The sequence below is a fragment of the Nocardia alni genome (genome assembly GCF_019038435.1).
GTDB lineage: Bacteria > Actinomycetota > Actinomycetes > Mycobacteriales > Mycobacteriaceae > Nocardia > Nocardia alni.
Window position 1 is genome coordinate 14,455 of sequence record NZ_JAGPOX010000132.1, and the last position, 12,965, is coordinate 27,419.

12 protein-coding genes are annotated in these 12,965 nt (G+C 66.5%); 3 read left to right on the forward strand and 9 right to left on the reverse strand.

The features are described from left to right. Window positions 1-33 precede the first annotated feature (33 nt). Window positions 34-675 carry a TMEM175 family protein gene (locus tag JZ791_RS34900; RefSeq protein WP_216900667.1) on the forward strand — a complete coding sequence of 214 codons (642 nt, stop codon included), beginning with the start codon at window positions 34-36 and terminating at the stop codon, window positions 673-675. A gap of 114 nt (window positions 676-789) precedes the next feature. Here JZ791_RS34900 and JZ791_RS34905 read toward each other — a convergent pair whose 3' ends face one another. The 3 genes from JZ791_RS34905 to JZ791_RS34915 all read right to left on the reverse strand — a co-directional run bounded on the left by JZ791_RS34905 (window position 790) and on the right by JZ791_RS34915 (window position 3,908). Then, window positions 790-1,542, reverse strand: a complete 753-nt coding sequence (locus JZ791_RS34905; RefSeq protein WP_216900669.1) for a YebC/PmpR family DNA-binding transcriptional regulator — start codon at window positions 1,540-1,542, stop codon at window positions 790-792. Between the two features lie 487 nt (window positions 1,543-2,029). Beyond that, window positions 2,030-2,680: a pyridoxal 5'-phosphate synthase glutaminase subunit PdxT gene (pdxT, locus tag JZ791_RS34910; protein WP_216900671.1), complete on the reverse strand. Its 651-nt coding sequence runs from the start codon at window positions 2,678-2,680 to the stop codon at window positions 2,030-2,032. A gap of 358 nt (window positions 2,681-3,038) precedes the next feature. After that, window positions 3,039-3,908, reverse strand: a complete 870-nt coding sequence (locus JZ791_RS34915) for an acyl-CoA thioesterase (protein ID WP_216900673.1) — start codon at window positions 3,906-3,908, stop codon at window positions 3,039-3,041. Between the two features lie 178 nt (window positions 3,909-4,086). On the opposite strand from JZ791_RS34915, the gene JZ791_RS34920 reads away from it, so the two are divergent. Both JZ791_RS34920 and JZ791_RS34925 read left to right on the forward strand, forming a co-directional pair. Continuing rightward, window positions 4,087-4,692, forward strand: a complete 606-nt coding sequence (locus tag JZ791_RS34920) for a nucleoside/nucleotide kinase family protein (protein WP_216900675.1) — start codon at window positions 4,087-4,089, stop codon at window positions 4,690-4,692. A 194-nt stretch (window positions 4,693-4,886) separates the two neighbouring features. Next, complete coding sequence (locus tag JZ791_RS34925; RefSeq protein ID WP_216900677.1) at window positions 4,887-5,711, forward strand: thioesterase family protein; 825 nt, start codon at window positions 4,887-4,889, stop codon at window positions 5,709-5,711. A gap of 4 nt (window positions 5,712-5,715) precedes the next feature. Here the strand turns inward: JZ791_RS34925 and JZ791_RS34930 are convergent, their stop codons facing one another. The 6 genes from JZ791_RS34930 to JZ791_RS34955 all read right to left on the reverse strand — a co-directional run bounded on the left by JZ791_RS34930 (window position 5,716) and on the right by JZ791_RS34955 (window position 12,907). Further along, window positions 5,716-6,906 (reverse strand): DUF5615 family PIN-like protein, encoded by a 1,191-nt coding sequence (locus JZ791_RS34930; RefSeq protein WP_216900679.1) that lies wholly within the window; start codon window positions 6,904-6,906, stop codon window positions 5,716-5,718. A 71-nt stretch (window positions 6,907-6,977) separates the two neighbouring features. Then, window positions 6,978-7,238 (reverse strand): hypothetical protein, encoded by a 261-nt coding sequence (locus JZ791_RS34935; protein ID WP_216900681.1) that lies wholly within the window; start codon window positions 7,236-7,238, stop codon window positions 6,978-6,980. Between the two features lie 28 nt (window positions 7,239-7,266). Next, the gene (locus tag JZ791_RS34940) at window positions 7,267-8,697 is read right to left on the reverse strand and encodes an LGFP repeat-containing protein (protein WP_216900683.1); all 1,431 of its coding nucleotides are present in this window, start codon (window positions 8,695-8,697) and stop codon (window positions 7,267-7,269) included. A 13-nt stretch (window positions 8,698-8,710) separates the two neighbouring features. Next, window positions 8,711-10,960 (reverse strand): DUF445 domain-containing protein, encoded by a 2,250-nt coding sequence (locus JZ791_RS34945; protein ID WP_216900685.1) that lies wholly within the window; start codon window positions 10,958-10,960, stop codon window positions 8,711-8,713. A 387-nt stretch (window positions 10,961-11,347) separates the two neighbouring features. Further along, window positions 11,348-12,250 carry a pyridoxal 5'-phosphate synthase lyase subunit PdxS gene (gene pdxS / locus JZ791_RS34950; protein WP_216900687.1) on the reverse strand — a complete coding sequence of 301 codons (903 nt, stop codon included), beginning with the start codon at window positions 12,248-12,250 and terminating at the stop codon, window positions 11,348-11,350. A gap of 330 nt (window positions 12,251-12,580) precedes the next feature. After that, the gene (locus JZ791_RS34955) at window positions 12,581-12,907 is read right to left on the reverse strand and encodes a hypothetical protein (RefSeq protein ID WP_216900689.1); all 327 of its coding nucleotides are present in this window, start codon (window positions 12,905-12,907) and stop codon (window positions 12,581-12,583) included. Window positions 12,908-12,965 lie beyond the last annotated feature (58 nt).

Below are 12,965 nucleotides of genomic sequence, written 5' to 3' on the forward strand. Positions count from 1 at the left end.
CCGATACCCGCGATCCTCGGTAACCTCTGCACGGTGAGTGAGCAGACCATCAAGACCCCAGCAGAGGCACCACGCACCGAACGAGGACTCGAACGACTGATCTTCTTCAGCGACGCCGTGGTGGCCATTGCCATCACCCTGATCGCGCTGCCGTTGATCGACAGCGCCCGCGACGTCACCAACGGCTCCACGTCGAAGTTCCTGTCCGAGAACGTCTATGCCTTCATCGCGGCCGCGATCACCTTCGCGGCGGTCAGCGCGTTCTGGCGCGATCACCACAGTCTGTTCGAGCGCGCGACCGGCTATACGCCCATGCTGCTGCGGGCCAATATGTTCTGGCTGGTGGGTATCGTCGCGCTGCCCGTCGTGACCGTCCTGGACGTCTACTCTCGGCACGACAGCCTCGCGGCCGTGGTCTATCTGATCGTGATGATCTTCACGATGTCGCTGAGCCGAATCGAGGAACTCATCCTCTATCGCGCGCATCTGCTGTCCGACGAAGACACACTGACCCGCACCGCCCTCGCGCTGCGCTGGTCACAGGTCGTGGCGGCCTGTATCGCCATGGTCGTGTCGCTCGCCTTCCCCAGGGTCGGCCTGTGGTCGCTGCTCGTGGTCGTCCTCGGAAGCGTGATCGAGAGAATCGTCGGAGGTCGCCGGGCAGCATCCGATTGATCAACGCTGCCACACAGCAGAATTCGCGGCTGGAATCGGGAGGCCCGACCCGCCTTCCGGCATGACGAAGGCCGCCTCCCGGACATCGCGGAGGCGGCCTTCGCCGTCGGAAACTCAGGCGTCGAGCTCGGCCAGAACCTCGTCGCTGACGTCGATATTGGTGTAGACGTCCTGCACGTCGTCGCTGTCCTCGAGGGCGTCGACGAGCTTGAAGACCTTGCGGGCCGTCTCGACGTCGGCGGCGACGGTGACCGAGGGCTGGAAGCCCGAGTCGGCCGAGTCGTACTCGATTCCGGCGTCCTTCAGGGCGTTGCGCACGGCGATCAGGTCGCTGGGGTCGCTGATGATCTCGAAGGATTCGCCCAGGTCGTTGACCTCTTCGGCGCCGGCGTCCAAGACCGCGCCCAGGATGTCGTCCTCGGACAGGCCGTTCTTGTCCAGGGTGACGATGCCCTTGCGGTGGAACAGGTACGCCACCGAGCCCGGGTCGGCCATATTGCCGCCGTTGCGAGTCATGGCCACGCGCACCTCACCGGCGGCGCGGTTGCGGTTGTCGGTGAGGCATTCGATCAGCACCGCGACGCCGTTGGGGCCGTAGCCCTCATAGGTGATGGTCTGCCAGTCGGCGCCGCCGACCTCTTCGCCGCTGCCACGCTTGCGCGCCCGCTCGATATTGTCGTTGGGGACGGAATTCTTCTTCGCCTTGTCGATGGCGTCCCAGAGCGTCGGGTTTCCTCCAGGGTCACCACCACCCGTCCGCGCCGCGACCTCGATGTTCTTGATCAGCTTGGCAAACATCTTGCCGCGCCGCGCATCGATGACGGCCTTCTTGTGCTTGGTGGTGGCCCATTTGGAGTGGCCGCTCATTCCCCTACTTCCTTCACGTCGCTGTGCCCCGAGATTCGGGCTGGTTAGCTGTCCTAGTCTACTGCCCGGCACGTTTGCACCAGTTGACGGGCACGATGCCGCGTGCATCGACCCTAGAGCATGCCATCGCGCGCGCACCACATCGCGCACCGCCCACACCACACTCGCGACGCAGCGATCTCAGGCCCCACCGCACACCACCGCCGTCTCACCCGGCGCCGAAAGACCGCCGCCATCCGACGCGCGCAGCCAGGCGCGACAAACATCTAACCGGCGCCCTCCAAGCTTCATGTGGTCGAGCTCGAGGATCAGCCGATCGAGCACGGCGGCGAGTTCGGCCCGGCCGACTCACTCGACGGACCTGCCGCGGCCCCTTCGCTCCCGGACGGTGTCCAGCCTGAGCACAATCCGCTGGCGCCCCCGAGTAGACCGAGATGGCGAGCATGTTTCCCCGGCACACCGATCACCCCCTGGGGCGCCGCATGCCTCACGCCACGCGCGCGGGCGAACCCTCTCGAACCATGTCGACGAACAAGCCGTGCACCCGCAGATCCCCGGTAACCTCCGGGTGGAACGAGGTGGCCAGCACGTTTCCCTGCCGTACGGCGACGATGCGCCCGGCCGCGGGGCCCGACGGCACCGTCGCCAGCACCTCGACGTCTTCCCCCGCCCGCTCGACCCACGGCGCCCGGATGAACACCGCCCGCACCGGAGCATCCTGGAGCCCCGCGAAGTCCAAGTCGGTCTCGAAGGAGTCGACCTGCCGCCCGAAGGCATTGCGGCGCACCGTCATATCAATACCGGACAGCGACTGGGCGTCCGGCCGGGTGTCGAGGACCTCGGAGGCCAGCAGGATCATCCCGGCGCACGAGCCGTAGGCGGGCAGCCCCTCGCGCAATCGCCGACGCAGCGGTTCGAGCAGCCCGAACACCTCCAGCAGTTTGCTGATCGCGGTGGATTCGCCGCCCGGCAGCACGAGCCCGTCGACGGCGGCCAGCTCGGATTCACGGCGCACGGACACCGGCTCGGCGCCACAGGCCGACAGGGCGTGGAAGTGCTCGCGCACGTCGCCCTGCAACGCCAGCACTCCGATGGTCGGTTTCACGCCATGAGCATACGAGCGACCGGTGACAACCATGTGACGGCCTCGGCCCGATGTGGCGCTGCTCACCCGGGCCACAAGATTCCGCGAGCGTGCTGTTACTACCGCGTGTCGGAGGACCACTCGCCTGGTGACCGACGTGTTGCCGGATACCCGAGCCCGCCGCCGACGGGCCCTCACTGCTTCCGCGTTCCGGGCGCGGGCTCACCATCGCTACCGGGCTGGCTGGCCTGTCCCTGGACGCGATGGCCTCCGTGGCGTATGGCCGGAGTCGATCGTGCCGGCGCTGCCGCTGCTGGTCTTCGGCATGGAGCGAATCCGTAAGGCGTACAATCGGATCGATGGATGTCGCGGCGCCGGATGCGTACCCGGACGTCCGCCTGGAGGTCATCGATCAGTCGGTGGTCGGGGTGAAGCCCTCGAAAGCCGAACGGGCGGCCTTCGACTCCGGCCGCAGCGTGCGGGTCAGGCCCTCCTGGACGACAGAGGCGACCAACTCACCCTTGCGGTTGAAGATGTGCCCGCTGGTCAGGGCGCGGCCGAAACCGGCCGAGGGCGAATTCTGGTCGTAGAGCAGCCATTCGTCGGCGCGGAACGGGCGCAGGAACCACATCGCGTGGTCCAGCGAGGCGTTCTGGGTCGGCTCGTCTTGATGAACGACCTTGGAGGAGCCGAGCAGGGTCATATCGCTCATGTACGCGAGCGTGCAGACATGCAGCAGCGGATCGTCGGGCAGCCGGTGCCGGTAGCGGAACCACACCTGCTGCTGCGAGGCCAAGCCGTCGCGGCGCACGACCTGATCGCGTGAGACCACGCGGATATCCCAGTGCTCCCATTCGCGCATCAGCCACATCTGTTCGGGGGTCATGGCGCTGCGCTCGTCCGGAATATCTTCCGGCACCGGCACACTCGGCATCTCGTCCTGATGTTCCGGCCCGATGTCGCCGACGTGGAACGAGGCCGACATGGTGAAGATCGCTTGCCCGTCCTGGATTCCGGTGACCCGCCGGGTGCAGAACGAACGCCCGTCCCGGATGCGCTCCACCTCGTAGACGGTCCGCTCCGACGGGTTGCCCGGACGAAGGAAATAACCGTGCAGCGAATGCACCTGGTACCGCGAGTCCACGGTCCGCACCGCGGATACCAGCGCCTGCCCGGCAACCTGCCCGCCGAACGTCCGCGGCAGCTGGGTCTTCGTGGACGCGCCACGGAAGATGTCCCGCTCGAGCCGCTCGAGTTCGAGCGCCTCTTCGATCGTCGCCATGATCCGTCCTTCCACAAGGTTGCCCTGACCAGGCTATGCGATGGCAACCCGCCCACGATGCCCGACTCTCCCGGACCGGACGACAATCACTTCGCATACCGTGCCGGGTCGACCGGAGCTCGATGAGACGCGGGCCACATCTCCGGGCCCTCATGACCGTAGTCGGCATGATGGTGCCGTGCCGAGCTTCACGCCCATCACCGCCGACGCCCTGGTCGAGTCCGTAGCCGAACGCGCCGACGCGCTCGCGGGCCGCGCGGTCGTCGCGGTCGACGGCGCGGACGCCGCCGATCCGCGCGCGTTCGCCGAGTCGGTGGCCGAGCTGATCCGGGCCCGGGGCCGCCTGGCCGCAGTGGTCTCGCTGCACGACTACGTCCGTCCGGCATCGCTGCGCCTGGAGTTCGGCCGTGACGAGAACTCCTACCGCACGGCCTGGTTCGACTACCCCGGCCTGAATCGCGAAGTGCTGCAAGCCCTGCGCGAGCACGACCGCTGGCTACCCGCCCTGTGGCACGAGCAGACCGACCGATCCGCGCGCGCCACACCGCATTCCGCCACCGCGGACACGATCCTGCTGGTGGCCGGGCCGATGCTCCTGGGGCGCGGTCTGCGCTTCGACCTCACCGTGGAGCTGCGGCTGTCCGAGGGCGCCCTGCGCCGCGCGAGCACTCCGGACGACGACTTCGTGGTCGAGGCCCTGCTGTATCACCGCCGCGAGCAGGGCGAGGCCGCGGACATCCTGGTCGCCTGGGACCACCCCGATCGGCCCGCCCTACGGGCATGACGGTAGATATCGTCGCAGGTGGTGCGCGCGGCCGGGATCCGTGGCCTACCTCCATGGATCCCGGCCTCGAGCGTGCCGGCAGCGGCCCGGATCACGCGCCGGGCACCATGGAACGCGACTGCGGCATACCCCGGAGACGAGTACCCAATGCAACGTGTTCTAATGCAAGAGATCTTGCATCGGAGGGGCCGGATATGAGTTACACCAGTTTCAACCGGGTCGACGGGCAGTACGTCCCCACCGAGATGGCGATCGGCCCGTGGGGCCACGGGCAGCTCGGCGGGACCTCGCTGTGCGGCCTGCTGGCTCACGAACTCGAAACACACCGTCCCGGAGATGATTTCACTCCGGTGCGGTTCACCGTGGACCTGTTCCGGCCGGTCCTGAACGAGCCGATCGAGCTGCGCAGCGAGGTGGTGCGCGAGAGCAGGCGGATCCGCGTCGTCGACGCCGCCATCGTGCAGGGCGGTCAGGTGCGCACGCGAGCCACGGCGATGTATCTGGCGCAGGGGGAACAGCCGCCCGGACGGGTGTGGCAGGCGGCGCGGGATCTCCCCGTGCCTACCCCGGAGCAGGCCGGTCCCGTGGGCGGGCCGCCGCTGTTCAAACCCGGCGAGCGGGACTGGACCCACGATTTCGCCTCCGCCCAGAACGACGAGCGCCTGTGCGTCTGGCACAACCTGGGCTACCTGGTGGACTTCGAACCCATGTCGCCGTTCGAGCGGGCCGCGTACATCGCCGACGCGACGAGCATGACGTGCAACTGGGGCACCGAGGGCATCGGCTATATCAACTGCGACGTGACCATGACCCTGACCCGGCTGCCGGCCGGTACCGAGGTGGGCTTGCGGGCCGTGGATCAGGTTGCCGCACAGGGCATCTCCGTCGGCACCGCCACCATGTACGACCGCCTCGGCCCGCTGGGCACCTGCGTGGTCGACGGTCTGGCCAACGCCCAGCGGCAGGTCGACCTCGCCAGCCACGCCGCCGAGCGCATGGTCAAGGTGAACGGACGCTGAGGCGTCACGACCGGCCGGGGTCGCGTCCGTAGGCGTTTTCGGATAACGGCGACTGCGTAGGCATGGTTTCGCCCGGGCCGGCTGTGTCCGGACGTGTCGCGTCGTCGCCGGACCACGCTCGCGGGGACGCCGGTCGGCACCATCGCAGCGGGAGATCCCGGACCCGGATCCGGTCGTCTCCGAGCACCACCAGCGCGCCGTTCTCGAGAGCGCGCGTCGCCGTCGGAGCGGCGGCCTCGATCGCGGTGGCGTATTCATCGATCGTCGCCTCCGCATCGCCTGCGAGCAGGACGCTCGGGCGTGTCTCGCCGCCGATGATCAGATCGTCGATGTATCCGACATCACTGGTGAGCAGCACACGGTCGTCGTTGCTCGCCGCCGCGAAGGCGCCCGGCGTCGCGTCGATGTCGAGCAGGTGGACCGCGTCGATCCCCTGGGAACGCAGGACGCCGACCAGGGCGGAATCCATCGTGGTATCCAGCAGCAGCCGTAACCCGCTGGTCGGGCCGGTCTGTTGCATCGCCTCCGCGTAGGTGATGCTCATCGCGTCGGCGCCGCCGATTCGGCGCATGGCCGCGTCCAGCCTGGGCCCGTCGTCGCGCTCTCCGCCGTGCAGCAGACGCGGGCCGGTGCGAGCGCCCCACTCGGACTCGCTCACGGCGGGCATCGACACTGCGGGAAGCGGTTCGGGGACTCCGGGCGTGACTCGGTCCGGCGGCGGAGTCCATATCGCCCGGTTCGACGTCGTCTCCGCCGGCAGGGAGTTCCCCGGCACATCGGGTGGATACTCGACGAACGGGACCTCCGGTGACGACGACGCCGAACCTGGCCCGCGGGGCGCGGGTGACCGCATGCCCGGCCCCGGCGGCTGCTCGTCCGGCTTCGGCGGCGGCACGTTCGGCCAAGTATCAGGTGCGGACGGTTGTACCTCCCGCGCAGGCGGCTTTTGTCTCCGCGTACCCACCATCCGAACCGACGTGCCAAGTATTCCGCCCATCGCGGCGGCGAGGACCAGCCCCAGCGGCAATGCCCACCACTTGTCGGCGGAGCGGTTCTGCCACCATCCGGAGGTCGTCCCGGCCGGCGCCCCCGATGCCGAGGATGTCCCGGTTCCGGCGCCGGGCGCCGCCGCCGAGCCCAACCACAGCAACGCGCACAGCGCTACCATCGCGGCCGCGAATCTCGTCATCCGCATCGCAGGCTCCTCACGCTCGGCACACCATCTTCGCGCTCACGCAGCGCGAAGATGGTGTGCACCAGGGCGTCTCAGTGCGAGCGCGCCCTCGTCCGGTTGGCGACAACGGCTCCCAGGATCGCCGACACGACCGCGCCGACCGCACCTCCTCCGGCGACCTGGCCGAGAATCTGGCCGAAGTCCAGCCCACCGCTGGTGGCCGCCTCGATGATGCCGCCGGTGATGCCGCCGCCCACCGCGCCCGCGCCACCGGCCGCCAACGGCCCCATACTGCGGCCCCCGCTCAGACCACCGCCGACCAACCCGCCGAGCAGACCCAACAGCCATTCCATGGTGTCCTCCTGTCTCTGCCTGCGTTCGCTATCGGTCCTTCGTGCTTCCATCTTTCGCGCTCTGCTGATCGGCTCCCAGCGCGTTGTTCTCGTACACGACCTGGATGCCGCCGGGATCGCCGGCGCCCGACATCGCCAACCGCTGCTCCCGCATCGCCTGCTCCCGCCGGGCCGAGGCGGCCTGCGCCGGGTCCTCGGTGATCCGGGACGGCTGGGGCGCGGCGAACCCTTGTCGCGCATGCCGACCGGCCGGCGCATTCGCCTCGGGCATATCCGCCGGAGCGGGCCTGTTCCTCGACATATCCTGGGGTCCAGGAATATTCGGCGCACCAGGCCGCATCCCCGAGGCATCCCGGCCGGTAGGCATATTCGGCGCACCGGGCCGCATCCCTGACATGTCCTGGCCGACAGGCATATTCGGCGCGGCGGGCCTCGGCATATTCCTCGTCGACGGAGCGTTCGAGGGCTGTGCGAACGACGCCCCGCGCGGGCTGTCCGGCATAGGCCTGCCTCGCTGTCCCTCCGGTTCCATCCCGAATCGCTGGGCCTGCGTGGGCATCCGGCCACCCGGATCCGGCACGGCCCCGATCGGCCCGCGCCCGGTGGGCATGGTCCTCGGCCCTGCGGCGACATGCCGTCGGCGGCCGAACATGCCGAGTATGCCACCCACGACGGCTGCGATCACGAGACCGATCGGCAGTGCCCACCAACGGTTTATCCCGGAGCTGCCGGAACTGCTGGTACTGGCGCTCGCCGCCGGGGCGGACGCCGTGGGCGCCCGCAGTGCGGGCTGTCGCGCGATCAGCGATCCGGCCACCGACGCGGGCACGGTGCTCAGCCCGGCCGTATCCGACCACCGGATGTCGGTGGCGGCCGGTCCGGTGAACGTGGCCGCCTGCGTACCCGACTGCGATGCCATGTCGGCGTTCGGCGAGCCGAACGGCCCCGCGGCTCCACCGCTGGTCTGATACGCCTCGAGCACATGGCCTTTCAGCACCCGCGCACCGTTGTCCGGGCTCCAGTAGATGGCCGCGCCACCGGGCTGGTTGAAGGTGTTGAAGCGGGCGACGCCGTTACCGGCATCACTCTCGTCGTTGGTCGGAAATCCCAGCGAGCCGTCAGGACCACCCAGTGCGCGATACCGCTGCAGGATATCGCCGTACATGGTCTTGGCGCCGGTGGCGGACGAGTAGAAGATGGCGCCGCCCTGATAGTTTCGCTCGGCGCCGCCGGCGATGTCGGTGGCGCCGCCGGTCGGCCCACCGAGAAGCGAACCCGCACCGCCGAATTGGGCGTAATGCGCGTTGATCGCGTCGTTCGCCGCGCTCGACGGATCCGCCGAAGCGGGTACCGCGACCAGCACGCCGGCGCTCACCAGGCCCAGAAACACGATGCCGGGCGAAGCACGACGAACCGCGGCCTTGCCTACCGATGCTGCCTTGTGCGATTGCGACATCATGACCAGGCTCCTCTCAGCGTCGATGCCACCAGCCACGTTGGCGGGCGTGCTCCTGGTGCTCCTTCTCGAAGCCGGCGAGTCGCTCGTTCGAGGGCACATCGGACTCCTTGCCGACGATGCGATCGATCGGATGCTTACCGGTGGAGCGTTCGATGAATTCGGTGTCGGCCGTCTCGTTCTCCCGCACCACGGGCTGGATCTGGGAGGTCTGGCCGCCGAACCTGTGCACGTCGGTGGACACGTGCTCCTCGGTGTTCACGACGCGTTCCACCGGCCGCTCGACGATCTTCTGCACGAAGACCGGCTTCTCCACCACCACCTCGACGACCTTCTCGACCTCACGCACCACCGGCCGCTCGACGATCTTCTCCACGATCGTCTCGACCGGCTTCTCCACGATGCGCTCCTGCACCATCTCGACCTCGCGGTGCACGGTCTTCTCGGTCAGCACCGGCGTCTCGACGATCTTCTCGAGCACCTTCCGCACCGGCTTCTCGACGATCTTCTCGACGATCTGCGGCGTCTCGACAACGGTTTCGACGACCCGCTCCACCGGCCGTTCGACCCGCTTCTCGGTGATGTTCGGCTTCTCGACCATCAGCTCGATGGTCCGGTCGACGGGCTTGTCCACCACCTTCTCGATGATGTTGGGCCGCTCCACGATCTTCTCGATCACATGGTCGACCACGCTGTTGACAACCTTCTCGATGATGTTGGGCTTCTCCACCACCCGTTCGACGGTCCGATCGACCGGCCTGTCCACCACCTTCTCGACGATGTTCGGCCGCTCCACGATCTTCTCGACCACGCGGTCGACTGCCTTGTCGATGACCTTCTCGATGATGTTGGGCCGCTCGACCACGCGCTCCACAGTCCGATCGACCGGCTTGTCCACCACCTTCTCGATGATGTTCGGCTTCTCGACGACCTTCTCCACGGTCCGATCGACAGGCTTCTCCACGACCTTCTCGATGATGTTGGGCTTCTCCACCATCCGCTCGACGGTCCGATCGACAGGCTTCTCGACCACCTTCTCGATGATGTTGGGCTTCTCCACCATCCGCTCGACGGTCCGATCGACAGGCTTCTCGACCACCTTCTCGATGATGTTCGGCTTCTCCACCACCCGCTCCACGGTCCGGTCCACCGTCTTCTCGACCGGCTTGACCACGACGTTCTCCACGACGATCTCGCGTGGCACCTCGCGCGTCTTGATGACGGGCTTCTCCACCATGAGCTGGACGATCTTCTCGACCGGCTTCTCCACCGTCTTGTACACGATCTTCTCGACCGGCACCTCGATGATCTTCTCGACGATCTTCTCCACCGGCTTCTCGACGATCCTCTCGACGATCTTCTCCACCGGCTTCTCCACGACCCGTTCGACGATCTTCTGGACCGGTACCTCCACCACCTTGTCCACGATCTCGATGACGGGCTTCTCGATCCTGCGTTCGATCCGCACGGGTTTGTCGACGATATTGTCGTGAATGCTGACGATGAGGTTCTCGACCAGGCGCTCTACCTGTGTCGGCTTGTCCTGCACCTTGTCGACCACGGCGACGACCAGCTTTTCGACCATCCGCTGCACGTCGATCGGTTTGTTCTGCATCTTATCGATGATGTTCACGACGGGTTTTTCGATCGTGCGCTCGATCGTCATCGGTTTATCGACGATCCGATCGGTCACCTTCACCGACGGCTTCTCCACCATCCGCTCCACCGTCACCGGTTTATCGACAACCCGATCCGTCACCTTCACCGACGGCTTCTCCACCATCCGCTCCACCGTCACCGGTTTATCGACAACCCGATCGGTCACCTTCACCGACGGCTTCTCCACCATCCGCTCGATCGTCACCGGTTTATCGACGATCCGATCGGTCACCTTCACCGACGGCTTCTCGACCATCCGCTCGATCGTCACCGGCTTGTCGACGAGCTTGTCGGTCACCCTCACGCGCGGCTTCTCGACCACTCGCTCCACCGTCACGGGCTTCTCGCGCACGTCGTCCACCACGGTGACCCTGGGCTTCTCGATCGTGCGCGTCACCTGGGCGGGCTTGTCGACGACCTTGTCCACGGTGTCGACGACGAGGCGTTCGACGACTCGTTCCATGGTCACGGGCTTGTCCACGACCTTTTCGACCGGCCGCTCGATCAGGCGTTGCACGGTGTAGGGCCGGTCGACCGTATTGTCGACGACCTTCATCGGCTGCACCGGTTGCGACCGGGAAGGGCGCGGATCGTCGGATCTTGCCATGGTTGCCTCCAGTTCTATCGGAAAAAGTCTGGGAACGTCCGCCACACCTCCACGCATGAAGCCGGATAAAGAATTGTGCGCATGGCGCCGAAGAGAAAACAATCACACCGAAATTGATCATCGGACCATTACGGCCGATTAGGCGCAAATATATTCCTCGAAAATAAATCAAATATGCACCACGCCTTACAACTACCCCACAGAAATCACAGGCAACACCGATAACACGGCTATTTACCCGAAAAATCTGACGAAAACCGGCAGGCCATCGTGAACACGTTTCCATTTCGTAACGAGAACGGCCGTCCTGACAGCTCGGCCTCCGACAGAAACGGCTCGGCCCCGATCCCGGTGTTCGGGATCGGGGCCGAGCCGTGTGACGTCGGGCTACCAGCCGCGCTCGGCGAGGCGGTGCGGCTCCGGGATTTCCTCCACGTTGATGCCGACCATGGCCTCACCCAGGCCGCGCGAGACCTTGGCCAGCACATCCGGGTCGTCGTGGAAGGTGGTGGCCTTGACGATCGCGGCGGCGCGCTGCGCGGGGTTACCGGACTTGAAGATGCCCGAGCCGACGAACACGCCCTCCGCGCCCAGTTGCATCATCATCGCCGCGTCGGCCGGGGTGGCGATGCCGCCGGCGGTGAACAGCACGACGGGCAGCTTGCCGGTCTCGGCAATCTCGCGCACAAGATCGTACGGAGCCTGCAGTTCCTTGGCCGCCACGAACAGTTCGTCCTCGGGCAGCGAGGCCAAACGGCGGATCTCCTGGCGGATCTTGCGCATGTGGGTGGTGGCGTTGGACACGTCACCGGTCCCGGCCTCGCCCTTGGAACGGATCATGGCCGCGCCCTCGGTGATGCGGCGCAGCGCCTCGCCCAGGTTGGTCGCGCCGCACACGAACGGGATGGTGAAGTTCCACTTGTCGATGTGGTGGGCGTAATCGGCCGGGGTGAGCACCTCGGACTCATCGATATAGTCGACACCGAGGCTCTGCAGGATCTGTGCCTCCACGAAGTGGCCGATCCGGGCCTTGGCCATCACCGGGATGGACACGGCCTCGATGATCCCGTCGATCATGTCCGGATCGCTCATCCGGGACACGCCGCCCTGGGCGCGGATATCGGCCGGAACCCGCTCGAGCGCCATCACGGCCACCGCACCGGCGTCCTCGGCGATCTTGGCCTGGTCGGGCGTGACCACGTCCATGATCACCCCACCCTTGAGCATCTCGGCCATACCGCGCTTCACACGAGCGGTACCGGTCGTCGGGGCGGTTTCGGGCGTCGTCACGGCTAACTCCTGAGTGCTGGGTGGATCGGGGCATTCACGAACAACGCCACGATTCTAGGCGGCCCGATCAGGGCGTTTCATAGCCAGTGAGAGTGCACTGGACTGCTCGCACCAGACCGCCCGTTACCCTGCCGCTACGCTGGTCAGCCCGCCGGGTCGATGACGAACAACGTCGCCCAGTAGGTCGCGGCCTGCTCGCCGATGTACGGCGTCAGGAAATCATGCAATAGATAGGACATACTCACCTCCTCGCATCGGTATACCGCGAGAACGCGCCGATAAACCGCACTCGACCATATCTGAAAACGTTTCGCCTCACAGCAATTCGTGTCAGGGGCGGTTATCAGCGGCGAAATGCATCCCAGGGCAGACAATTACGGCAAACACCCGGATCCCGCGCGCACCGAACGACTGCCGCCAACCAGCGACACAACGCATACGACACACTGACCACACCCGGCGATTCACCGGAATTCCCCTCGCCTGTACGAACTTCGGCAAACCACCGGCCAATTCACATAAGATGCCACCAGCCGCTGGCCGCATCCCCAGCACCCCGCACAGCATTCGCTCGACCGCACTCCGCTCGACCTGCTGATGAAGATCCCGCTCGCGCACAACTGCTTCGAGAACAGGATTCAGCAATGCGACGCTCATTCATCCTCGCCGCAACAGGCGTGGTTCTCCTGAGCCCGTGGTCCGGCGCCACCCACCC